This is a genomic window from Streptomyces sp. NPDC017202 (assembly GCF_044331705.1).
Classification (GTDB): Bacteria; Actinomycetota; Actinomycetes; order Streptomycetales; family Streptomycetaceae; genus Streptomyces.
Map to the genome: position 1 here is coordinate 153,481 of NZ_JBIRNP010000010.1, position 23,413 is coordinate 176,893.

Sequence of the window (23,413 nt, forward strand, 5' to 3'; positions counted from 1 at the left end):
TCCGGCGAACCGTGCCGTCCGGGGTGGTTCGACGACGTGTCCGCTGGTTAGAAGACGGGGAGTGTTGTCGCGGCACGGTCCGAAAAAAGCCTGGACCGTGCTGTGATCGTGAACACCGTGTCGTGCGGCGCCGTAGTGCTGGATACTGCGGGCAGCCGCAACCGGTGACCGGTGCCGGGCGCGGTGAGCTGGAGGGGACGGTTCGCGTGAGCGAGATACCAGCGAAGGCCACGGAGTCCGAGGACCCGTCGGACGGCGCGAGGGCGAAGACCGCGGGTGCGCTCGCGGGCGACGCCGGACGCGCCCTTGCCGACGGCGAGGGCGAGACGCCGGCCGGTGACGCGGTGTGGCAGAGCAGTCCGCCCGGCTCCATCTACGACTACATCAAGGTCGCCTCCTTCTCGATCGGGCCCGACGGACTCGTCGACCAGTGGAGTCTGCGCGCCGAGCAGATCTTCGGCATCCCCGCCGACCGGGCCGTCGGCATGGACCCGATCGACGCGTTCATCGACGCCGGTCAGCGCGAGCGCGGCCAGCGGAAGATGGCCGAGATCCTCGACGGCCGCGAGTGGACCGGCGTCGTCCCCTTCCGGCTGCCCGCCACCGGGGACGGGGCGCGCCGCGAACAGGGCCTGGCCGAGGTGTACGTCATGCCGACGCGCACCCAGGAGGGCGAGAAGGCCGCCGTCTGCATCGTCGTCGACGTCCGCACCCTGCGCAGCATCGAGACCGACCTGGCCGCCTCGCAGGCCATATTCGGTCAATCCCCGTTCGGCTTCCTGCTGATCGACCCCGAACTGCGGGTCCGCCGGGCCAACGAGCGGTTCGCGTCCATCTTCGGCGGCACCCCCGACGACCACCGCGGCAAGGGTGTTCAGGACTATCTGCCGAGGCCCGAGGCCGAGCGGGTCAGCGCCGTGCTGCGCCGGGTGCTGGAGACCGGCGACTCCATCACGGACATGCACGTCACGGGCTTCGTGCCGGACTCCGAGGAACGCCGGCACTGGTCCATCAACCTGTACCGCGTGCACAGCGGTTCCGGCCGGCCGATCGGCGTCGCCTGGCTCGGCGTCGACATCACCGCCCGCCGCGCGGCCGCCCGCGAGGCCGCCGCCGCACGGCGCAACCTCGCCCTGCTGAACGAGGCGGGGGCCCGCATAGGGAACTCCCTCGACCTCGAGACCACCGCGCGCGAACTCCTCGACGTCGTCGTGCCCGGGTTCTGCGACCTGGCCACCGTCGACCTCTACCAGGGGCTCCTCGTCGGCGACGAGACTCCGCCCGGCCTCGCCGACGGCAGCGCCGAACTGCGCCGCGTCGCCTTCTCGTCCGCCGTGTCCGACGCGCCGTTCCCCGGCAGCGGTGCGGCCGTCACGGTCGGCGCGGTCCACCACTTCCCGTTCAACTCGCCCTGCGCGGACGCCCTGCGTACCGCCCGCCCGGTGGCCGTCCCCGGCGAGGAGGGCGGCCTCGTGCAGTCCACCCTCGCCGTTCCGATGGTCGCGCACGACACGGTCGTGGGCCTCGCGCAGTTCTCGCGGACGAAGGGCAGCGAGCCCTTCGGGGACCGGGACCGGGACCTCGCGGTGGAGCTGGCGGCACGGGCGGCGGTCTGCATCGACAACGCACGGCTGTACCGGCGTGAGCACGAGCGGGCCCTGATGCTCCAGCGGTCGCTGCTGCCGCCGGGCGACCCGGTCGCCTCCGGCCTGGACATCGCCTGCCGCTACCTGCCCGGCAGCGTCGCCTCGGGCCGCCCCAGCGAGGTCGGCGGCGACTGGTTCGACGTCATCGAACTTCCCGGTCACCGCACGGCGTTGGTCGTCGGGGACGTGATGGGGCGCGGACTGCGGGCGGCGGTCGCGATGGGCGAACTCCGCACCGCCGTACGGACCCTCGCCCTCCTCGACCTGGAACCGGCCGAGGTGCTCTCCGCGCTGGACGAGATCGCGCGCGGCCTCGGCGCCCCCGGCGGCGTCCAGCAGGCCACCCGCGCCGCCCGCCGCCCCCGCGAGGCCGACCTGTCCGAGGTGTACCTGGCGACCTGCGTGTACGCCGTGTACGACTCGGTGACCCGCAGGTGCACCTTCGCCAACGCGGGCCATCTGCCGCCCGTGCTGGTCGAACCCGGCGAGGCCGCGCTGATGCTCGACGTGCCGCCCGGCATGCCGCTCGGCGTCGGCGGGGAGCCCTTCGAGGAGGTCGAGGTCGAACTCCCCGAGGGCGCGCTGCTCGCCCTCTACACGGACGGACTCGTCGAATCCCGCGACCACCCCCTCGACGAGGGCCTCCAGGCCTTCGTGGGCGCCCTGACGGACCCCGCGAGCCCCCTGGAGGACGTCTGCGACCACGTCCTCAACACCCTCGACACCCACCACGGCGAGGACGACATCGCGCTGCTGATGGCCCGCGTCCAGGGCCTGCCCGCCGAGTCCGTCGGCGACTGGACCCTGCCGCGCGAGCCGCGCAGCGTGGGCCGGGCCCGCGAGTACGCCCGCGGACAGCTGATCGCCTGGGACATGGAACCGCTGGTCGACACCGCGGAACTCCTCGTCAGCGAACTCGTGACGAACGCGCTCCGCTACGGCGAGGGCGAGATCAGACTGCGGCTGCTGCTGGACCGCACGCTGGTCTGCGAGGTGTGGGACGCGGGCCTCGTCCAGCCGCGCCGCCGCCGCGCCCGCGACACCGACGAGGGCGGCCGGGGCCTCCAGCTCGTCGGCCTGCTCTCCGCGGCCTGGGGCTCCCGCCGTACCCCCCGCGGCAAGACGGTCTGGTTCGAACTCCCGCTCCCCGGAGGCGAGACGGGCCTCGCGGACCCGGCGGAGGCGTTGCTGAGCCTGTTCTGACGGGCGGTCCCGCCGGACCGTCCCGGCGTGCCGCCCCCTACTCGGGCGGTGTCGGGGGCGGTCGTCCGGCGAAGCCCGCCGGATCGGCGTTCTCCGGGTCGTCGGCGGGGAGGATGCCGCCCAGGACGGCACCGGCCGTGCCGGCCGTGGGCGCCGGGCGGGCCGCGTCGGGGGCTGACGGTGGCGCGGCGTACGGGTTGCCCCGGATCCGCACGTCCTGTTCGGCCAGGGCGCGGGCCTCCAGCGCCAGGGCGTCGGCCCCCGGGTCGTCGCCCGCGGCCAGCAGACGACGGGCTTCCGCGAGGCGGGTACGGGGGGCGGCACCGACCGCCCCCCGGTGCGTCGCGACGAAGTCGTCCGCGGCGGCGGTGGCACTGCGCGCGACGAGCCGGCCGACGACCCCGGCCACACCGGCCGGCTCCGGGCCCGACGACGGCTCCGACGACAGGTCCGGGGGCGCCCCGGGACGCCCTGCGCCCGGCGGGAGCTTCGGGGACGCCTCGGGGCGTCCTCCGGCCGGCACCGGGTCCGTGGGGCCGTCGGCTCGGCCGGAGGCCGCTCGCGAGGCGGAGGTGGCGGAGGCGGAGGTGGCGGAGGCGGAGGTGGCGGAGGCGGAGGTGGCGGAGGCGGAGGTGGAGGTGGCGGAGGTGGTGGAGGTGGCGTTCGTGATGCGGCGGAGCATGCCGAGGGGGTCGGGCGGACGGTCCGAGGTCAGTTCCCGGCGCACGGAGGACAGGACCGCGTCGGTGTGCAGCAGGGGGGCGGAGGTCTCGTCGCCGGGTCCGGCCGTGTCCCGCAGCGGGGCCAGTCGCGCTTCCGCGTCCGTCAGCGCGGCCGGCACCAGGCCTGCCGCCTCCCGCAGTTCGGCGGCCGTCCGTTCCACCGCCCCGACGAGGACGGCGGCCTGGGCGACGGCGCCCTCGGCGGCGCGCAGGTGCCGGGCCGCCTCCCCGGGACGGCCCGAGTCGTCCGCCTGACGGGCCTGGTTGAGCCGGACGGTGGCGAACACCAGCCGGTCCTTGGCCTGTTCGACGTACCCGACGACGGACGCGCTCGCCGTGACCGCGTACGCCGCCCGCACGTCGTCGAGGACCGCCTCCGCCGCCGCCGTCCGACCCGTCAGCTCCCGGAACCGTGCCTCCGCGACCCCCAGCGCCCCACCCACTCCGCGCTCCAGCCCCCGCAGCCGCCGGAAGCCGTCGGCCGCCGCGTCCAGCCGCCGCACCGCCTCCGCGCACCGCCCGACGATCCCGGCCCGCGCCTGCCGCCGGGCCGCCGCGTCCCGCGGTACGCCGTCGTCGTGGCGCTGCCGCATCCGGAAGGCCGCCGCCAGTTCCGTCTCGGCCTCCCGCAGGGCGCCGGTGAAGGGCGCCACCGCCTCCGGGCCGAACAGTTCGCGCACGAAGCCGAGTTCGTCGCGGGCGGCGCGGACGCGGTTGTCGGCCGCGACGAGGGCCGCGCGGACCTGTTCGTCGGGCACGCCGGTCTCCGCGTGCGGGGAGGGGGTGGCGCCGCCGCCCGGGGTCGTCCGGGTGCGGGCGCGCCGGACGCGGCGCAGGTAGCCGTACCCCGCGAGGGCCCCGGCCGCGCCGACCGCGACGAGCGGCAGGACCAGGTCGGCGGTGGACGTCCCGTCCTCCGAGGTCGCGGCGGCCGGGGTGGACACACCGGACGCGCCAGGCGCATCGGACACATCGGACGTGCCGGACGCGGCGGTCGCGGTGGGACGGGTGATCGCAACCGGAACGTCCGTCCGTGTCGTCATCCCCGGCAACACCAGCCACACGATGCCCGTCGCTCCGCCCAGCACGGCGTGCAGCACCCGCACGGACACCTGCGCACCGGCCCGCCGCGGCCGGCTCCGGAGCTTGGACGACGTCACATTCGGGAGCGTATGACCGCCCATGCGGCCACGCGACCGGGATGCACCGGGACGGGGCACGTGGGGCGGGCGACACGGAGGGGGAACAGGTGACGGATCACTCGACCGGTACGGACGCGGGGGCCACGCCCGGCACGGACGCGCCGACCACCGAGGCGGACAAGGCCACCGAGACCGACAAGGCCACCGGGGGCGACACGACCACCGAGACCGACAAGGCCACCGGGGGCGACACGACCACCGAGACCGACACGACCACCGGGACCGACAAGGTCACTGGGGCCGACACGACCACCGGGGTCGACGAGACCGCCGGAGCGGCGGCACTCCGGCGGCGCCGGCGCCGGCGCCGGACGGTGCGCATCGCCCTGGCCGTCCCGCTCCTCCTCCTCGTGCTCCCGGTCCTCGTCGCCCTCACCGCCCTGCGCGTCAACTACACGGGCGACCCGGCCGACGGCACGTACACCCGTGGCAAGGACGCGCTCTGGCTCGGCCACGCCTGGGTGGACGGCCGCAAGAAGGACGCCGACGTCAGCGCCCTGGCCGACCGTCTGAAGGACACCGGCGTCCGCGACCTGTACGTCCACTCCGGGCCCCTGGAGCACGACGGGACGCTTCCCGCGTCGTCGTATCCGAACGCCCGCTGGTTCATCGCCGCCGTCCACCGGGAGATGCCCGAGGTCCGGGTCCAGGCCTGGCTCGGCGACGTGCTCGCCAGCGAGAGCCCGCACGGCATGCGGCTGGAGCGCGCGGCGACGCGCGCCGCCGTCGTACGGTCCACGCGCGAGATCCTCGCCACCGGATTCGACGGGGTCCACTTCGACCTGGAACCCCTGCACTCCGGCGACCGGAACTACCTGACCCTCCTCGACGCCCTGCACCGCGTCACCGCCGACCGGAACGCGCCCCTGTCCGTCGCCGCCCACCAGATCGACCCGGTGCCCGGCTTCCACTCCTTCTGGGGCACGACCACCGGCCACCCGAAGTGGTGGTCGCAGAAGTTCTTCGGCGAGGTGGCCCGCCGCGTCGACCAGATCGCCGTCATGTCGTACGACACCATCCAGCCGCTGGAGAGCACCTACGGCGGCTACGTCGCCCAGCAGACCTCCCTCGCGCTGGAGGTCACCCCGCCCACCACCGACCTGCTGATGGGCCTGCCCTTCTACCACGAGAACCGGTTCGGCCACTGGAACCACGCCGAGACCGTCCCCGCCGGAGTGCGGGGCGTCCGCCTCGGCCTGTCCCGCACGGACGCCGACCGCGCGAACTTCGGTGTCGCGCTGTACGTGGACTTCGCGGCCGAGGAGGCGGACTGGACGGCGTACCGCGACGGGTGGGTGCGCTGACACCCGGCGCCGGCGACCGGTCCGTCGTGCCGTGGGGCGCGGCCGCCGCCGCGCCACCTGCGACGCCATCGGAGCGTCGTCCGGACGTCATGCGGCCTTCGCCTCCGGGGCCACCCGCGTTGGTTGTGCGGGGGCTGTGAGCGCCCTAGCGTCCACATCTCCCATCCCTGTAAGGGTCACACTCTGATGCGATCGCTCCTCACCCGTAAGGCCGTCCGCCGAGCCCTGCGCCCGGTGGCCGAACTCATCGACCAGCGCATCGAGCGTCAGGTGCGCCGTGCCGTCCGCGACAACGGGCGCGCCACCGCCGACGCCTCCCTCGACGCGATGCGGCACGAACTCCAGACGCTCCGCAACCGGCAGCGCCCTCTGGAACTCTTCTTCGACGGCACCGGGCGCGGCATGGCGCGCATGCCGTCCGCGACCCACCTGGACCAGCTGGTCGACGAGCTGGCCGCGGTGACCGGGAACCGGGACGAGGCCGAGCGCAGTGCCGCCCAGGCGTTCCGGCTGCTCCTCGCCCTGGAGGCGCTCGGCGTGGGCCGGATCGCCGGCGGCACGATGAACATCGTCGGCAAACTGTCCGCGGTGCCGCTGCTCGATCCGCCGAACGACGACATGCTGGAGATCGGCACCCTGTACGGGATGTTCGGCGCGGCCCTCATCCGCATGATGGAGCGCGCCGGCCGCGACCCCCGCCTGACGATCGTCGACCCGCTCGCCGGCACGCAGTTGCAGCCGGGCACCACCATGTCGGACGACGCCTCGGGCACCCCGGTGCGGGAGGCCGCCGTGCGCACCAACCTCTCCCTGGCGGGCGCGGCCGGCGCCGCGACCCGGATCCAGCAGGGCTTCTCCGAGGACCCCGAGGTGCGCGCCCTGGTCTCCGACCGCTCCTACGGCGTGATCGTCGTCGACGGCGACCACTCCGCCGCCGGTGTCGCGGCGGACCTGGAGTGGGCCGAGCGGATCGTCGCGCCGGGCGGCATCGTCGTGCTGGACGACTTCGGACACCCCAAGTGGCCCGGCATCAAGGAGGCCTTCGACAAGCACATGGCCGGCGACACCCGGTTCACGTTCCTCGGGCACGTGGCGCACTCGGGGTATCTGCGGGCTTCCGCCTGACCCTGCCGACCTGATCCTGCCGACGGGCCGCACGCGCGGGCCGTGCGAGCGGGTCGTGCGCGCGGCGCACGTCGAGCACGTCGTCCGCCCGCCCGCCGCCGTCCGTCCGCCGCTCGGGCGCCCGACGGACCGGGGCGGGTCGCCGCGACAGCGCCGCACCGGCCTCGGTCCGCCGTGCGCGCACAGGTCGTACCGCGCCTCCGCCGGCCGAAGGAACACGCACCCGAGCGTCCGGGACGCTCGGGTGCGTCCCGGCGCGTTGCGCCGCACGGGTGGGCTTCCCGGCTGCCGTCGCCGTGTCGTCGACCGCTGCCGAATCCTTTCCTCTTCAGTGGCCGCATAGATGTGATCAGCTCCATATACCGCCAAAAGTGATCATTGCGCCCGCGGCTCCCGGAGGTAAGCAGAGATGTCCCACGACGGCCCCGGACCCCGCGCGGTCATGCGCTCGGTCGCCTTCCTCACCGCGGGCGCGCTCGCGGTGCCCCTGCTGTCCGCCTGCTCCTCCGAGGACGAGGCCGGCAAACCGCTCGCCGCCCAGGACATCGCCCCCGCCGCACGCGCCCAGATCACCGACGGCGGCACCCTGCGCTGGGCCGTGGACGCCGTACCCGAGACCTTCAACACCTTCCAGGCGGACGCCGACGCCACCACCACCCGGGTCGCCCAGGCCGTCCTGCCGTCGATGTACCGGCTCGACGCGACCGGGCGGCCCCGGCCGAACCCGGACTTCCTGGAGTCCGCCGAGGTCGTCGACACCGAGCCCAAGCAGGTCGTCCTGTACCGGCTCGACCAGCAGGCCGTGTGGAGCGACGGCCGCGAGATCGGCGCCGCCGACTTCGCCGCCCAGTGGCGCGCCCTGTCCGGCAAGGACAGCGCCTACTGGACCGCCCGCAACGCCGGCTACGACCGCATCGAGAAGATCGAGCGGGGCGCCAACGACCTGGAGGTCCGGGTCACCTTCGCCCGCCCCTACGCCGACTGGCGGTCGCTGTTCTCCCCGCTGTACCCGAAGGACGTCATGGGCACCCCCGACGCCTTCAACGACGGGGCACGGCGCAAGCTGAAGGTCACCGCCGGGCCGTTCGCCGTGAAGGAGGTCGACCGCGAGAACGACCGGATCCGGCTCACCCGCAACCCGCGCTGGTGGGGCCGGCCCGCCAAGCTCACCGAGATCGAGCTGACCGCCGTACCGCGCGACGAACGGGCCGCCCGGCTCGCCGACGGCGATCTCGACCTGGCCGAGATCGACCCGGCCGCCGCCCGTGCCATCGACAGCGCGGCGGGCGCCGCCGGACCGCTCCCGGGGCCCGGCGGCGGCCGCACCGGGGCGAAGGCTCCGCGCTCCTCGGCCGTCGCCGACGGCACCGACGAGGGCGCGGCCGACGAGGAGGTCCACGCCCGCGAGAAGCCCCGCGGGTCCGTCGCCGCCCGGGAACGGCAGCAGAAGGAGCTGCGCGACTACGAGGTGCGCAGGTCGCTGGAGCCCGCCTACACCCAGCTGGCCCTCAACGGGGCCGACGGGCCCCTCGCCGACGAGCGGGTGCGCCGGGCGGTGGCCAGGGCGATCGACCGCGAGGAGCTGGCGAAGGTGGTGCTGAAGCCGCTCGGCCTGCCCGCCGAGCCGGTCGGCAGCCACCTGGCGCTCGCCGGGCAGGCCGCGTACGCCGACAACAGCGGCACCCTCGGCGGCCAGGACACCGAGGAGGCGCAGGCGCTGCTCGCGGACGCCGGCTGGGTGGCCGGCGGCCCGGTCGACAAGGCGGAGAAGGGCGAGAAGGCCGCCGGGTCCGAGGGCGAGAAGAAGCCGGAGGACGGCAAGAAGGAGGACGGCGACGACAAGTCCGAGGGCGGCGACGACGGCACGTACATCGTCGGCCAGGACGGCAAGGCACCCGCGGAGCACAGCCCCGGCCACGAGGACCACGGCAGGCGGCTCGCCCAGGACGGCAAGCAGTACCTCAACCGGCCCGGCGCCCCCGGCGCCTACGCCCCCGGGGGCACCGCCGCCCCGGCCGGTGCCGCGCGCGAGACGCTGGCCAAGGACGGCAAGGCGCTCACCCTGCGGTTCGTGCTGCCGACCGGTCCCGGCGCGGAGTCCCTGCACCTGGTGGCCGGGCGGATCACGCGGATGCTGGAGAAGGTGGGCATCCGCACCGAGACCACCAAGGTCTCCGACGAGAGCTACTTCAAGGACCACATCGCCTCCGGCGAGTACGACCTGGCCCTGTACTCCTGGCCCGCCTCCGTCTTCCCGGCCACCGACGCCCGCCCGATCTACGCCAAGCCGGTGCCGGGCGCCGACGGGTCGCTGAGGGTCGAGCAGAACTACACACGGGTCGGCACCGACCAGATCGATCAATTGTTCGATCAAGCGGTCTCGACCCTGGACGAGAAGGAGGGCCGGTCCCTGATCCGCAAGGCCGACGCCCGTATCTGGGCGGCTGCCGGATCGATTCCCCTCTACCAGCGCCCCCAGCTCACGGCCGTACGGAAGACCGTGGTCAACGCCGGTGCCTTCGGCTTCCAGACCCCCGTCTACGAGGACATGGGCTTCCTGAAGAAGGGCGTGAAGATCTCCGTGAAAGTCTCCGCGAGCCCCTCGGAGAAGTGAGCGCGCGGTGATCGCCGGATGAACCGTTCGGCCCTGCGGAGGCCGTCCCCCGCCGAGCCACGTACGATGGGGTGAGGCCGTGGCGTGTCAAGCCCGGCAGGGCCCGCGTAACACAGACGTACGCAGCAGGGCCGCCCTCACACTCCGGGAGATCGCCGCTTTATGGCCACGCGCCACGACATTCGCAACGTAGCCATCGTCGCCCACGTCGACCACGGCAAGACGACTCTGGTCGATGCCATGCTCAAGCAGGCCGGCGCCTTCGCCGCGCACGCCGCAGAGTCGCTCGACGACCGCATGATGGACTCGAACGACCTGGAGCGTGAGAAGGGCATCACGATCCTCGCCAAGAACACGGCGGTGAAGTACCACCCCAAGGACGGGGGGGACGTCGTGACCATCAACATCATCGACACCCCCGGTCACGCCGACTTCGGCGGTGAGGTCGAGCGTGGTCTGTCGATGGTCGACGCCGTCGTCCTGCTGGTGGACGCCTCCGAGGGTCCGCTGCCGCAGACCCGCTTCGTGCTCCGCAAGGCGCTCCAGGCCCGCCTGCCCGTCATCCTGTGCATCAACAAGACGGACCGCCCCGACTCGCGCATCGACGAGGTCGTCAACGAGGCCTACGACCTCTTCCTCGACCTCGACGCCGACGAGGACCAGATCGAGTTCCCGATCGTCTACGCCTGTGCGCGGGACGGCGTCGCCTCGCTGACCAAGCCGGAGGACGGCACGGTCCCGAAGGACAGCGACAACCTGGAGCCGTTCTTCTCCACGATCCTGTCGCACGTCCCGGCTCCGGAGTACGACGAGGAGGCTCCGCTCCAGGCGCACGTCACCAACCTGGACGCCGACAACTTCCTCGGCCGCATCGCGCTGCTGCGCGTCGAGCAGGGCGAGCTGCGCAAGGGCCAGACCGTCACCTGGATCAAGCGCGACGGCACGATGGCCAACGTGCGCATCACCGAGCTGCTGATGACCGAGGCGCTCACCCGCAAGCCCGCCGAGAAGGCCGGCCCGGGTGACATCTGCGCCGTCGCCGGCATCGCGGACATCATGATCGGCGAGACCCTCGCCGACCCCGAGAACCCGGTCGCGCTGCCGCTCATCACGGTCGACGAGCCCGCCATCTCGATGACCATCGGCACCAACACCTCGCCGCTGGTCGGCCGTGGCGGCACCGGCAAGGGCGCCGACAACAAGGCCGCGGTCAAGGACCGCAAGGTGACCGCCCGTCAGGTCAAGGACCGCCTCGACCGCGAGCTGATCGGTAACGTCAGCCTCCGCGTCCTGGACACCGAGCGCCCCGACGCCTGGGAGGTGCAGGGCCGCGGCGAGCTGGCGCTGGCCATCCTGGTCGAGCAGATGCGCCGCGAGGGCTTCGAGCTGACCATCGGCAAGCCGCAGGTCGTCACCAAGCTCGTCGACGGCAAGGTCTACGAGCCGGTCGAGCGCATGACGATCGACGTGCCCGAGGAGCACATGGGCGCCGTCACGCAGCTCATGGGCGTCCGCAAGGGCCGGATGGACAACATGTCCAACCACGGCTCCGGCTGGGTCCGCATGGAGTTCGTGGTCCCCTCCCGCGGCCTCATCGGCTTCCGCACCGAGTTCCTGACGGGCACGCGCGGCACGGGCATCGCCCACTCCATCCACGAGGGCCACGAGCCGTGGTTCGGCACGCTGACGACCCGTAACAACGGCTCGCTGGTCGCCGACCGCGCCGGTGCCGTCACCGCGTTCGCGATGACGAACCTCCAGGAGCGCGGCGTGCTGTTCACCGAGCCCGGCACCGAGGTGTACGAGGGCATGATCGTCGGCGAGAACTCGCGCGCCGACGACATGGACGTGAACATCACGAAGGAGAAGAAGCTCACGAACATGCGGTCCTCCTCGGCCGACTCGTTCGAGGCGATCGTGCCGCCGCGCAAGCTGTCGCTGGAGCAGTCGCTGGAGTTCTGCCGCGACGACGAGTGCGTCGAGGTGACCCCGGAGGCGGTTCGCATCCGCAAGGTCGTGCTCGACCAGCGCGACCGCGCCCGCACCGCGAGCCGCGCCAAGCACGGCTGACGCGCGTAGGCCGAAGTCCCGGCTCCCCTCGGCGGAGGGCCGGGACTTCGGCGTGCCCGGGCGGCGTGCCGCCGCGTGCCGTCACGGGGGGCCGTGGCGGGGCGGTATGCCGGCTTCCGCGAGGCCGAGAGGGGTTCGCGAGGGTATGCCGGGAGACGTGGCGAGAAGCCTGTGAGCCCGCTGTCCGCGTCACAGGAGCAGCCGTCCGTTTATCGGTTAACCAGCCAACGCGTTTCGGACATGTAAACAAAAAATAGTCAATGTATGTCCGAAATGACCGTTCATTGTCCCACCTGTCAAGCGCGCGCAGGTGTCGATCTTTGCAATTTTTCCTCAAAATATGGGCGGTAGGGAGATCCCTATGTCATTCGCCCTTGACGCGCGTTGAACACTTTGGCGAAAGTTCCCCCAAACCACAGAACCTGCCGGTATCTGTGCTGCGCTCAACTCTCCAACCCCCCGGGGGAAGTACACACATGACCAGTCCAGCCAAGGCTGAAGGCTCCGGGCCCGCGATCGCCTTGGACCCCCAGCTCGAGTCGACACCTGAGCCCGTCAAGGGTGAGGCGAAGCTGGAGGGTCGTTCTCCCGGCCAGTTGATGTGGCAGCGCTTCAAGCGTGACCGTACCGGTGTCGTCTCCGCGTGCGTAGTGATTTTCTTCTTCGCCGTGTCCGCGCTCGCCCCGGTCATCTCCAAGCTGTACGGCAAGGACCCGTACACGCTGTACGCGCAGGAGCCGGACTACCCCTTCCTGCTGGACGACTTCGCCATGCCGACCGGTTCCTTCGGCGGCATGTCGGGCGACTTCTGGTTCGGTGTCGAACCCCGGCTCGGCCGTGACGTGATGACCATGCTGCTGTACGGCATGCGCACCTCGCTGTACATGGCGGTGGTCGTGACGGTGGCCAGCGTCGTCACCGGCGTACTCATCGGCATGGTCGGCGGCTACTTCGGTGGCAGGGTCGACTACTGGACGGGCCGGGTCACCGACTTCTTCCTCGCCTTCCCGAGCCAGCTGTTCTTCATCGCCTTCATGCCCGTCGTCACGGCCATGTTCGTGTCCCCGCAGGACGAGACCCCCACCTACCTGCGGGCCGTCGCGATCATCCTGGTGATGTGGTTCCTCGGCTGGATGGGCATCGCCCGTCTGGTGCGCAGCTCCGTGCTCTCCCTGCGGGAGCGGGAGTTCGTCGAGGCCGCCAAGGTGTCGGGTGCCTCTCCCTGGCGCATCGTGCGCAAGGAGATCCTGCCCAACATCGTCACGCCGATCCTGGTGCAGGGCACCTACCTCCTGCCGAGCACGATCCTCTCCATCGCCTTCCTCTCGTACGTGGGTGTCGGCTTCGTCGAGCCGACCCCGGACTGGGGCCGCATGTTCGCCATCGGCTCCGAGATCTACGAGCAGGACCCCATGTTCATGGTCTTCCCGGGCGTGGCGATGGTGGTCTTCGTGCTGGCATTCAACCTTCTCGGAGACTCCGTCCGGGACGCATTCGACCCCAAGACCGGACGCTGACTCGTCCTTTGGTGGTGGGGGGACTGCCACCCCCGATCCGGGTCTCCCGGGCCGTCAGGCAGTACTCGTGGACAACTATCGACAGGCAGGTGCATCGGGATGATGACGCCCATCAGAACGCGCCAGGCGCGCGCCATAGCCGTGGCCATCGTGGCCGGATCGCTGGCACTGACCGGCTGCTCCGACAACAACAAGAGCAACACCAAGGACACGTCCAAGTCCAAGGACGACGCCGCCGCGCAGTCGAAGCCCGTCGCCTACGGTGACGTGAAGGCCTCCACGGGTCCGGCCGAGGAAGTGACCGGGGCGAAGCCCGGCGGCACGATCAACGTGTACATGCAGTCGGACATGAGCCACATGGACCCGGGTCAGATCTACGTCAGCGACGCCGGCCAGTTCGCCAACCTGATCCACCGCGGCCTGACGAACTACCAGGAGGACGACAAGGGCAACCTGACGGTCGTCGGTGACATCGCCACCGACTCCGGTAAGTCCTCCGACGGCGGCAAGACCTGGACGTACACCCTCAAGGACGGCGTCAAGGACGACAAGGGCAACGTCATCACGTCCGCCGACGTCCGCCACACCGTCGAGCGGCTGTACTCGAAGGTCATCTTCGACGGCCCGACCTACCTGCAGAACTGGCTGTCGGGTTCGGACTACCGCAAGGCGCTGCCGGACGGCCCGTACAAGGGCAAGCACCTGCCGGACACCGTCCTGGAGACCCCGGACGCGAAGACGGTCGTCTTCCACTTCGACAAGCCGCGCCCGGACCTCCCGCAGGCCCTGGCCATGGCCGGTTACGGCATCGTGCCGGCGAAGCGGGACACGAAGGAGGGCTACGACAAGGCCCCCGCCTCGCTCGGCCCGTACAAGATCTCCGACTACAAGTCCGGCAAGTCGCTGACCCTGGTCAAGAACGACCAGTGGGACCCGAAGACGGACTCGGTGCGCCACCAGTACGTCAACGGCTACAACTTCACCACCACGATCGACCAGGCCAGCCAGACCAAGCGTCTGATCGCCGACCAGGGCGACGCCAAGAACGCCATCCAGTTCACGGACTCGGTGGACCCGGCCCAGCTCTCCACGGTCATCGGCAACGCCGCGGCCAAGAAGCGCACGATCCAGGGCTACCAGCCCTACGTGTGGCAGATGTCCTTCAACCTGGACCGGATGAAGGACAAGAAGGTCCGCGACGCGATCGCCTACGCCCTCCCGAGCCAGGCCATGGTCCAGGCGGACGGCGGCCGCTACGGCGGTGAGGTCGCCGGCGGTCTGATGGCCCCGACCCTGCCGGGCTTCGACCCGAAGTACGACCCGTTCGGCAAGCTGAAGAAGCCGAACGGCGACCCGGCGAAGGCGAAGGAGCTGCTGAAGGAGGCGGGTGTCAAGGAGGGCACGAAGCTCACCTACGCCTACTCCAACAGCCCCCGCGGCCAGGCCCAGATGGTCATCGTCAAGGACGCGCTGAACAAGATCGGCTTCAACATCCAGGCCAAGGAGATCGACCGCGCCTCGTTCTACGAGCAGATCGGCAAGCTGGCCAACCCGTACGACCTGTACATGACCGGCTGGGGCCAGGACTGGTCCTCCCCGTCCACCGTCATCACCCCGGTCTACGACGGTACCCAGGTCGCCGACGGCGCCTCGAACTACTCGCACATCAAGGACCCCGAGGTCGACGCCCTCATCCAGAAGGCGCTGACCGAGCAGCCGACCGAGGCCGCCAAGACCTGGGAGAAGGCCCACCACCTCATCGTGGAGAAGGTCAACCCGGCCGCCCCGGTGTACTACTCCAAGCAGATCCAGCTCTTCGGTTCGAACATCGGCGGTGCCCGCTACAGCACCGAGTCGAGCTACATCGACATCAACGACCTGTTCCTGAAGCAGCCGTAACCGGTCAGTTCTGCTGACCCGCGGGGGTGCGCGCCAGGCGGAGCGCACCCCCGCGGTCGGTACCCCTCACACCGCCGCTTTTCGAAGAGAGCATCTATCCGCCATGCTTCAGTTCCTTCTCCGCAGGCTGACCGGCGCCGTCGTGATCCTGTTCCTGATCGGCGCCTTCACCTTCTTCCTGTTCTACACAATCCCCCAGGACTTCGCCGAACTGTCCTGCGGCAAGAACTGCACCCCCGAGAACATCGCGGTGATCCGCGAGAACCTCGGTCTGGACAAGCCCATCACCGCGCAGTTCTGGGACTTCATGGTGGGCATCGTGACCGGCCGGGACTTCCCGCAGGGGCACTGTCCCGCGCCGTGCCTGGGTGTCTCCTTCAGCAGCGGTGACTTCGTCTGGGACTCCATCATGGACCGCTTCCCGCTGACGCTGTCGCTGACCGTCGGCGGCCTGGTGATCTTCCTGCTGTTCGGTCTCGGTACGGGCCTGCTCGCCGCCTGGAAGCGCGGCACGATCGTCGACAAGGTCGTCAGCGGCGCGTCCATGGTGCTGAGCTCGTTCCAGATCTACTTCCTCGGCCCGATCGTCCTCGGCTTCCTCGTCTACAGCACGGGCTGGATGGACAACCCCAAGTACGTGCCGTTCACGGACAACCCGGCCAGCTGGTTCCTGGGCATGCTGATCCCCTGGCTCGTGATGTCCACGATCTTCACGGCGCAGTACACGCGTATGGCGCGCTCGACGATGATCGAGCAGCTGCAGGAGGAGCACGTCCGCACCGCACGGGCGAAGGGCATGAAGCGCGGATACGTCTTCTTCCGCTACGCCTGGCGCGGGTCGCTGATCCCGATCGTCACCATCATCGGCATGGACCTCAGCGGGCTCCTCGCGGGCGCCGTGGTCACCGAGTTCACCTTCGACCTGGCCGGCATCGGCCGTCTCGCGGTCGAGTCCTCGCTGACCAAGGACCTGCCCCTCACGATGGGCGTCATGCTGTTCGGGGCGTTCTTCATCCTCGTCCTGAACATCATCGTGGACCTCGCCTACGCCTACATCGACCCGCGCGTGCGCCTCGCCTAGGAGAAATACCGTGACCACACTGACCAAGTCCGAAGGCGCCCAGGCTCCGACCGGGTCCGAGGCCTTCCTGTCGGTCCGTGATCTGCGGGTGCGGTTCTCCACCGAGGACGGCATCGTCAAGGCGGTCGACGGGCTCTCCTTCGACGTCGAGCGGGGGAAGACCCTCGGCATCGTGGGCGAGTCCGGCTCGGGCAAGTCCGTGACCAACCTGACCGTCCTCGGTCTGCACAACCCCATGAGCTCCACCGTCGAGGGCGAGATCATCCTCGACGGCAAGGAGCTGGTGACGGCGACCGAGCGGGAGATGGAGAAGCTGCGCGGCAACAAGGTCGCGATGATCTTCCAGGACCCGCTCACCGCGCTCTCGCCGTACTACACGGTGGGCCGGCAGATCGCCGAGCCGTTCATGAAGCACACCGGGGCCTCCAAGAAGGAGGCGAAGGACCGGGCCGTGGAGATGCTGACCAAGGTCGGCATCCCGCAGCCCAAGACGCGCGTCGACGACTACCCGCACCAGTTCTCCGGCGGTATGCGCCAGCGCGCGATGATCGCCATGGCGCTGGTCTGCAACCCCGACCTGCTGATCGCCGACGAGCCGACCACCGCGCTGGACGTCACCGTGCAGGCCCAGATCCTGGACCTGCTCAAGGACCTCCAGCAGGAGTTCGGCTCCGCGATCATCTTCATCACCCACGACCTCGGCGTCATCTCTCACATGGCCGACGACCTGCTGGTGATGTACTCGGGCCGCGCGGTGGAGCGCGGCAGCGTCCGCGAGGTGCTGCGCAACCCGCAGCACCCCTACACCTGGGGGCTGCTCAGCTCGATGCCGCGTCTGGGCGGCAACACGTCCGAGGCGCTCACGCCGATCCCGGGCAACCCGCCCAGCCTGCTCAACCCGCCCTCGGGCTGCCCCTTCCACCCGCGCTGCGCCTTCCGGTCCGAGGTGCCCGGCACCGCGTGCTCGGACGAGCGCCCGCTGCTGGGCGAAGGACGCGCGGCCGCCTGCCACCTGACGGCCGAGCAGAAGCAGTCCATCTTCATCGACAAGATCCAGCCCCGGCTGCGCTAGGGAGCACCGAGACATGAGCGACAACCTCACCCTCCCCACACAGCAGGGACCGACCGACACGCCGTCCGCCGAGACGCTGCTGCAGGTCGAGGGTCTGACCAAGCACTTCCCGATCTACGGCGGCTTCCCGATCAAGCGGAAGGTCGGCGCGGTCCAGGCCGTCGACGGGGTCGACCTGACCGTCGGCGTCGGCGAGAGCGTCGGCCTGGTCGGCGAGTCGGGCTGTGGCAAGTCGACCACGGGCCGGCTCATCACCCGGCTGCTGGAACCGACCGGCGGGAAGATCACGTACGCCGGGCAGGACATCACGCACGCCTCCCGGCGGCAGATCGCGCCCGTGCGGTCCGAGATCCAGATGATCTTCCAGGACCCGTACTCCTCGCTGAACCCGCGCCAGACCGTCGGCACGATCATCAAGTCGCCGATGGAGGTCAACGGGATCAACCCGCCGGGAGGCCGCGAGAAGAAGGTCCGGGAGCTGCTGGAGCTGGTCGGCCTCAACCCCGAGCACTACAACCGCTTCCCGCACGAGTTCTCCGGCGGTCAGCGCCAGCGCATCGGCGTGGCCCGCGCGCTCTCCCTGAACCCGAAGCTGATCGTCGCCGACGAGCCGGTCTCGGCGCTGGACGTGTCGATCCAGGCGCAGGTGGTCAACCTGCTGCAGAAGGTCCAGGAAGAGATGGGCATCGCCTTCCTCTTCATCGCCCACGACCTGGCGGTCGTGCGGCACTTCTCGCAGCGCCTCGCGGTGATGTACCTCGGCAAGATCGTCGAGGTCGGCGACCGCGACTCCCTCTACAACCGGCCGCGGCACCCGTACACCCACGCCCTCCTCTCGGCGGTCCCCGAGGTCGAGATCGAGGACGAGGGTCCCGCCCGCGAGCGGATCCGGCTCTCCGGTGACGTGCCCTCGCCGATCCACCCGCCGTCCGGCTGCCGCTTCCGCACCCGCTGCTGGAAGGCGCAGGACAAGTGCGCGACGGAGGAGCCGCCGCTGGTCCAGCTCTCCGGCAACCGGGCCGGCCACCTGACGGCCTGCCACTTCCCGGAGGACCCGACCACCGAGGCCCGCGACGAGGACGTCGTCCTCGACCCGGCGCTCAAGGCGCTGGAGAACGGCGCCGAGGGCGGTCCCGTCGACAAGAAGTGACCTCTTCTCCCGCTCGGCCGGCCGTGCGGCGGTGACAGTCCGCCGCCGGCCGGCCGTTCGGCTGTCACGGCCCGTTCCCGGCCGGCCGTCCGGCGCGGACGCCGACGGTCGGCCGGATCGCCGGGGCGGTACCGGTGACGACCGGTCGGACCGCCGGGGCCGCGCCGGTGCCGGTCGGCCGGATCGCCGGGGAGGTGCCGGGCCGCCCCGGCCGGTCGCCGCTCACCCGCCCCTCACTCCCCGCTGCGCTCCGCGACGGTGATGATCTCGGGGGCGGCCGGGGTCAGCGGCCCCCGCCGCCAGTCGCCGTAGCGCCGTCGTACGGTGAGGCCGGCCTCCGTGAGGAACCGGTCGAGCCCGTCCGCGCCGAGGAACCTGAGGGTCTTGCGGGTCACCCTGGGCCGCGGCAGGAGCGGGCTCTCGAAGGTCCCGGTGAAGGTCACCCGGTCCCCGACGACCGGGTGGAGCACCTCGTGCCACAGCCGGACCGGGGTGCCGTCCCCGGCGGTCGTCCGGTGGATCCGGTCCGGTGTCCACCGTTCCCAGGCCCGCGCCGCCGGATTGCGGGTCTCGAACACGAACCGCCCGCCGGGGACGAGAGCCGCCCGTACGGCGGCGAGGGCGCGGCGCAGCGTTTCGTCGGCCACCAGCTCCTGGAACGCGTGCCCCGTCATCACGACGAGGTCGAACTCCTCCCGCCGGCGCGTGGAGTCGAGGTCCCCGAGCACCCACTCCACGTCCACGGCCCGCCGCCGGGCCTGCACGAGCATCGCGGCCGCCGGGTCGAGCCCGGTGAGCCGCCCCCGGTGTCCGGTCTCCCGCGCCCGGGCGAGCAACCGCCCCGTGCCGCAGCCCACGTCGAGGACGGCCCCGGCCCCTCGTACCCGTTCCAGGTAGAAGTCGTCGTCCGGCCCCCAGGGGTTGAGGCCGTCGTACAGCGCGGCGAGTTCGAGATCGCCGAAAGAGGGATCGACCATGCGGAGAGTCTGCCCGCTGGAGGGGGCGGGGCACGGAACCGCGAACCGTGGCAGGCCGGTGCGGCTCCGAGGCGGCCGCCCGCCGCCCGCGGTTCCCGGGGGTCCGGCACCCGGGGGTCCGGCACCCGGACGGGTGGCACCCGTGTGCGTCATGCGCCGTTTGCGTTGATATTTACTGATAAGGAATCAGTACGTCGACACGGACGTCGACACCGACGGCACAGCGCTCAGGTGAGGCGCGGTCAAGAGGAGGCATCCATGCGTGGAGCCACGCACGCCAAGTGGGCCGCATGCGCGGCGGCCGCGGCCCTCACGGCGACGGCCTGCGGGGGCGGGGGCGACAGCGGGGGCGACACCGGCGCGGTGCTCAGTTCCTCGTGGGGCGACCCGCAGAACCCGCTGGAGCCGGCCAACACCAACGAGGTGCAGGGCGGCAAGGTCCTCGACATGATCTTCCGGAGCCTGAAGAAGTACAACCCGGAGACCGGCAAGGCCGAGGACATGCTCGCCGAGAAGATCGAGACCTCGGACTCGCAGAACTTCACCGTCACGATCAAGGACGGCTGGACCTTCAGCAACGGCGAGAAGGTCACCGCCAAGTCCTTCGTGGACGCCTGGAACTACGGCGCCAGCCTGAAGAACAACCAGAAGAACGCCTACTTCTTCGGCTACATCGAGGGCTACGACAAGACACACCCCGAGGACGGGAGCAAGCAGACCGCCGAGACCCTCTCGGGGCTGAAGGTCGTCGACGACAAGACCTTCACCGTCAAGCTCAACCAGAAGTTCTCGACCTTCCCCGACGTCCTCGGCTACCCCGCCTACGCACCCCTGCCCCAGGCCTTCTTCACCGACCACGCCGGCTGGCTGGCCAAGCCGGTCGGCAACGGGCCCTACGCCGTCGACTCCTACACCAAGGGCTCCCAGATGAGCCTGCGCAAGTGGGCGGACTACCCCGGCGACGACGCGGCGGAGAACGGCGGCGTGGACCTGAAGGTCTACACCGACAACAACACCGCCTACACCGACCTGCTGGCCGGCAACCTCGACCTGGTCGACGACGTGCCGGCGGCCCAGCTCAAGAACGTCAAGAACGACCTCGGCGACCGCTACCTCAACACCCCCGCCGGCATCCTCCAGACCCTCGCCTTCCCGTTCTACGACCCGCAGTGGAACAGGAGCGGCTCGGACAAGGTCCGCACCGGCCTGTCCCGGGCCATCGACCGCGAGCAGATCACCGAGACGATCTTCCAGAAGACCCGCACCCCCGCCACCGACTGGACCTCCCCGGTGCTCGGCGAGGACGGCGGCTTCAAGGAAGGCCTGTGCGGGGACGCCTGCGACTACGACCCGGCCGAGGCCAAGAAGCTCATCCAGGAGGGCGGCGGCCTCCCCGGCGGCCAGGTCAAGATCACGTACAACGCGGACACCGGCTCCCACAAGCAGTGGGTCGACGCCGTCTGCAACTCCATCAACAACGCCCTCGGCAACGACAAGGCCTGCGTCGGCAACCCCGTCGGCACCTTCGCCGACTTCCGCAGCCAGATCGGCGACCGGAAGATGACCGGCCCCTTCCGGGCGGGCTGGCAGATGGACTACCCGCTCATCCAGAACTTCCTCCAGCCGCTGTACTACACCAACGCCTCCTCCAACGACGGCAAGTGGTCGAACAAGGAGTTCGACGACCTCGTGAACAAGGCCAACGCCGAGACCGACACCGCCAAGGCCGTCGAGACGTTCCAGCAGGCCGAGGAGGTCGTCCGGGACAACATGGCCGCCATCCCGCTCTGGTACCAGAACGGCAGCGCCGGCTACTCGGAGCGCCTCTCGGGCGTCAAGCTCAATCCGTTCTCCGTCCCGGTCTACAACGAGATCAAGGTCAGCTGACCCGCCATGGGGCGGTACGTGATCCGGCGCCTCCTCCAGATGATCCCGGTGTTCATCGGGGCCACGCTGCTGATCTTCCTGATGGTCAACGTGATGGGCGACCCCATCGCGGGCCTCTGCGGCGACCGGCAGTGCGACCCCGCCACCGCCGCCCAGCTGAAGAAGGAGTTCGGCCTCGACAAGCCGGTCTGGCAGCAGTACCTGACCTACATGGGGAACGTCTTCACCGGCGACTTCGGGACGGCGTTCAACGGCCAGCCGGTCACCGAGCTGATGGCCTCGGCGTTCCCCGTCACCATCCGGCTGACGATCGTCGCGATCCTCTTCGAGATCGTCATCGGCATCACCCTCGGAGTCGTCACCGGCCTGCGCCGCGGCCGCCCCGTCGACACCGGCGTCCTGCTCGTCACCCTCGTCGTGATCTCCGTCCCCACCTTCGTCACCGGCCTGCTGCTCCAGCTGCTGCTCGGCGTCGAGTGGGGCTGGATCAAACCGTCGGTGTCGCCGGACGCCACGTTCGACGAGCTGATCGTGCCGGGCCTGGTGCTGGCGAGCGTCTCCCTGGCCTACGTCACCCGCCTGACCCGCACCTCCATCGCGGAGAACAAGCGGTCCGACTACGTCCGTACGGCCGTCGCCAAGGGCCTGCCCAGGCGCCGCGTCGTCACCCGCCACCTGCTGCGCAACTCGCTCATCCCGGTCGTCACCTTCATCGGCACCGACATCGGCGCCCTGATGGGCGGCGCGATCGTCACCGAGCGCATCTTCAACATCCACGGCGTCGGCTTCCAGCTCTACCAGGGCATCCTCCGCCAGAACACCCAGACCGTCGTCGGCTTCGTGACCGTCCTCGTCCTGGTCTTCCTGGTGGCCAACCTGCTCGTCGACCTCCTGTACGCCGTACTCGACCCGAGGATCCGCTATGCCTGAACCGATGCCGCCGGAGCCCCGCCCTCCCTCCGGCGGGGGCCGCGTCCCGGAGGAGGACGGCGCCGTCGCCGCGACGGGCATGGGCGGCGCGATGGACCTCGCCACCTCCGAGGGCGAGACCCTGGAGAAGGCGCCCGGCCCGGACGGCACCGGCCCCGCCGAGAAGGCGCGTTCCCTGTGGTCCGACGCCTGGCGCGACCTGCGCCGCAACCCGGTCTTCATCATCTCCGCCCTGGTCATCCTCTTCCTGGTCTTCATCTCCCTGTGGCCCTCGGCGATCGCCTCCGGCTCCCCCCTCACGTGCGACCTCGCCAAGGCCCAGGAGGGCTCCCAGCAGGGCGCCCCGTTCGGCTACGACGGCCAGGGCTGCAACGTGTACACCCGCACCGTCTACGGCGCCCGTACGTCCGTCACGGTCGGCGTCCTGGCCACGCTCGGCGTCGCCCTGTTCGGCAGCGTCCTGGGCGGGCTCGCCGGCTTCTTCGGCGGGACGTGGGACTCCGTCCTGTCCCGGACCACCGACATCTTCTTCGCGATCCCGGTCGTCCTCGGCGGCCTGGTGCTGCTCTCCGTGGTGACCAGCAACACCGTCTGGCCCGTCATCGGGTTCATGGTGCTGCTCGGCTGGCCGCAGATCTCCCGCATCGCCCGCGGCTCGGTCATCACCGCCAAGCAGAACGACTACGTCCAGGCCGCTCGGGCGCTCGGCGCCTCCAACTCCCGCATGCTGCTGCGGCACATCACGCCCAACGCCGTCGCCCCCGTGATCGTCGTCGCCACCATCGCGCTCGGCACGTACATCGCCCTGGAGGCCACCCTGTCCTACCTCGGCGTCGGCCTGAAGCCGCCGACCGTCTCCTGGGGCATCGACATCTCCGCCGCCTCGCCGTACATCCGCAACGCGCCGCACGCCCTGCTGTGGCCCTCCGGTGCCCTGGCGCTCACCGTGCTGGCGTTCATCATGCTCGGCGACGCGGTGCGCGACGCCCTCGACCCGAAGCTGAGGTGACGTCC

General features: G+C 70.8%; 15 protein-coding genes. 13 read left to right on the forward strand and 2 right to left on the reverse strand.

The window, feature by feature from the left end; translation table 11 throughout:
• The first annotated feature begins 206 nt into the window (after positions 1-206).
• Entirely contained in the window at positions 207-2,849 is a 2,643-nt protein-coding gene (locus ACH4N1_RS20975; RefSeq protein ID WP_398098996.1) for a SpoIIE family protein phosphatase, read from the forward strand.
• Between the two features lie 37 nt (positions 2,850-2,886).
• Here ACH4N1_RS20975 and ACH4N1_RS20980 read toward each other — a convergent pair whose 3' ends face one another.
• Entirely contained in the window at positions 2,887-4,731 is a 1,845-nt protein-coding gene (locus ACH4N1_RS20980) for a hypothetical protein (protein ID WP_398098998.1), read from the reverse strand.
• Positions 4,732-4,820: 89 nt separating this feature from the next.
• Between ACH4N1_RS20980 and ACH4N1_RS20985 the strand changes: the two genes are divergently transcribed.
• The 9 genes from ACH4N1_RS20985 (at position 4,821) to ACH4N1_RS21025 (ending at position 18,605) form a co-directional block, all read left to right on the forward strand.
• Positions 4,821-6,077, forward strand: a complete 1,257-nt coding sequence (locus ACH4N1_RS20985; RefSeq protein ID WP_398099000.1) for a hypothetical protein — start codon at positions 4,821-4,823, stop codon at positions 6,075-6,077.
• Between the two features lie 186 nt (positions 6,078-6,263).
• Positions 6,264-7,202, forward strand: coding sequence for a class I SAM-dependent methyltransferase (locus ACH4N1_RS20990; RefSeq protein ID WP_398099002.1), 939 nt, complete (start codon positions 6,264-6,266; stop codon positions 7,200-7,202).
• 409 nt (positions 7,203-7,611) lie between these two features.
• Positions 7,612-9,816, forward strand: coding sequence for an ABC transporter family substrate-binding protein (locus ACH4N1_RS20995; protein ID WP_398099004.1), 2,205 nt, complete (start codon positions 7,612-7,614; stop codon positions 9,814-9,816).
• A 162-nt stretch (positions 9,817-9,978) separates the two neighbouring features.
• Complete coding sequence (typA, locus tag ACH4N1_RS21000) at positions 9,979-11,886, forward strand: translational GTPase TypA (protein WP_398099006.1); 1,908 nt, start codon at positions 9,979-9,981, stop codon at positions 11,884-11,886.
• Positions 11,887-12,362: 476 nt separating this feature from the next.
• Positions 12,363-13,403, forward strand: a complete 1,041-nt coding sequence (locus ACH4N1_RS21005) for an ABC transporter permease (RefSeq protein WP_398099008.1) — start codon at positions 12,363-12,365, stop codon at positions 13,401-13,403.
• A 102-nt stretch (positions 13,404-13,505) separates the two neighbouring features.
• Positions 13,506-15,302 carry an ABC transporter substrate-binding protein gene (locus ACH4N1_RS21010; RefSeq protein ID WP_398099010.1) on the forward strand — a complete coding sequence of 599 codons (1,797 nt, stop codon included), beginning with the start codon at positions 13,506-13,508 and terminating at the stop codon, positions 15,300-15,302.
• A 103-nt stretch (positions 15,303-15,405) separates the two neighbouring features.
• Positions 15,406-16,383 (forward strand): ABC transporter permease, encoded by a 978-nt coding sequence (locus ACH4N1_RS21015; RefSeq protein ID WP_398099012.1) that lies wholly within the window; start codon positions 15,406-15,408, stop codon positions 16,381-16,383.
• A gap of 10 nt (positions 16,384-16,393) precedes the next feature.
• Positions 16,394-17,455: an ABC transporter ATP-binding protein gene (locus ACH4N1_RS21020; RefSeq protein ID WP_398099013.1), complete on the forward strand. Its 1,062-nt coding sequence runs from the start codon at positions 16,394-16,396 to the stop codon at positions 17,453-17,455.
• 13 nt (positions 17,456-17,468) lie between these two features.
• A complete protein-coding gene (locus ACH4N1_RS21025) occupies positions 17,469-18,605 on the forward strand; it encodes an ABC transporter ATP-binding protein (RefSeq protein WP_398099015.1) in 1,137 nt (378 codons plus the stop codon).
• Positions 18,606-18,838: 233 nt separating this feature from the next.
• Here ACH4N1_RS21025 and ACH4N1_RS21030 read toward each other — a convergent pair whose 3' ends face one another.
• The gene (locus tag ACH4N1_RS21030; RefSeq protein ID WP_398099017.1) at positions 18,839-19,582 is read right to left on the reverse strand and encodes a class I SAM-dependent methyltransferase; all 744 of its coding nucleotides are present in this window, start codon (positions 19,580-19,582) and stop codon (positions 18,839-18,841) included.
• Positions 19,583-19,840: 258 nt separating this feature from the next.
• Between ACH4N1_RS21030 and ACH4N1_RS21035 the strand changes: the two genes are divergently transcribed.
• Genes ACH4N1_RS21035 through ACH4N1_RS21045 form a run of 3 tightly spaced genes read left to right on the forward strand, consistent with a single transcriptional unit; the run spans position 19,841 to position 23,408 of the window.
• Positions 19,841-21,469, forward strand: a complete 1,629-nt coding sequence (locus tag ACH4N1_RS21035; RefSeq protein ID WP_398099018.1) for an ABC transporter substrate-binding protein — start codon at positions 19,841-19,843, stop codon at positions 21,467-21,469.
• Between the two features lie 6 nt (positions 21,470-21,475).
• A complete protein-coding gene (locus ACH4N1_RS21040) occupies positions 21,476-22,399 on the forward strand; it encodes an ABC transporter permease (protein WP_398099020.1) in 924 nt (307 codons plus the stop codon).
• Entirely contained in the window at positions 22,392-23,408 is a 1,017-nt protein-coding gene (locus ACH4N1_RS21045; protein ID WP_398099022.1) for an ABC transporter permease, read from the forward strand. Before ACH4N1_RS21040 ends, ACH4N1_RS21045 begins: the two co-directional genes overlap by 8 nt.
• The last annotated feature ends 5 nt before the right edge of the window (positions 23,409-23,413 follow it).

Bases quoted from the DNA above. Each gene is read 5' to 3' on its own strand.
- ACH4N1_RS20990 (WP_398099002.1), top strand. From the start codon at position 6,264: ATGCGATCGCTCCTCACCCGTAAGGCCGTCCGCCGAGCCCTGCGCCCG.
- ACH4N1_RS20995 (WP_398099004.1), top strand. From the start codon at position 7,612: ATGTCCCACGACGGCCCCGGACCCCGCGCGGTCATGCGCTCGGTCGCC.
- typA (WP_398099006.1), top strand. From the start codon at position 9,979: ATGGCCACGCGCCACGACATTCGCAACGTAGCCATCGTCGCCCACGTC.
- ACH4N1_RS21005 (WP_398099008.1), top strand. From the start codon at position 12,363: ATGACCAGTCCAGCCAAGGCTGAAGGCTCCGGGCCCGCGATCGCCTTG.
- ACH4N1_RS21010 (WP_398099010.1), top strand. From the start codon at position 13,506: ATGACGCCCATCAGAACGCGCCAGGCGCGCGCCATAGCCGTGGCCATC.
- ACH4N1_RS21015 (WP_398099012.1), top strand. From the start codon at position 15,406: ATGCTTCAGTTCCTTCTCCGCAGGCTGACCGGCGCCGTCGTGATCCTG.
- ACH4N1_RS21025 (WP_398099015.1), top strand. From the start codon at position 17,469: ATGAGCGACAACCTCACCCTCCCCACACAGCAGGGACCGACCGACACG.
- ACH4N1_RS21030 (WP_398099017.1), bottom strand. From the start codon at position 19,582: ATGGTCGATCCCTCTTTCGGCGATCTCGAACTCGCCGCGCTGTACGAC.
- ACH4N1_RS21035 (WP_398099018.1), top strand. From the start codon at position 19,841: ATGCGTGGAGCCACGCACGCCAAGTGGGCCGCATGCGCGGCGGCCGCG.
- ACH4N1_RS21040 (WP_398099020.1), top strand. From the start codon at position 21,476: ATGGGGCGGTACGTGATCCGGCGCCTCCTCCAGATGATCCCGGTGTTC.
- ACH4N1_RS21045 (WP_398099022.1), top strand. From the start codon at position 22,392: ATGCCTGAACCGATGCCGCCGGAGCCCCGCCCTCCCTCCGGCGGGGGC.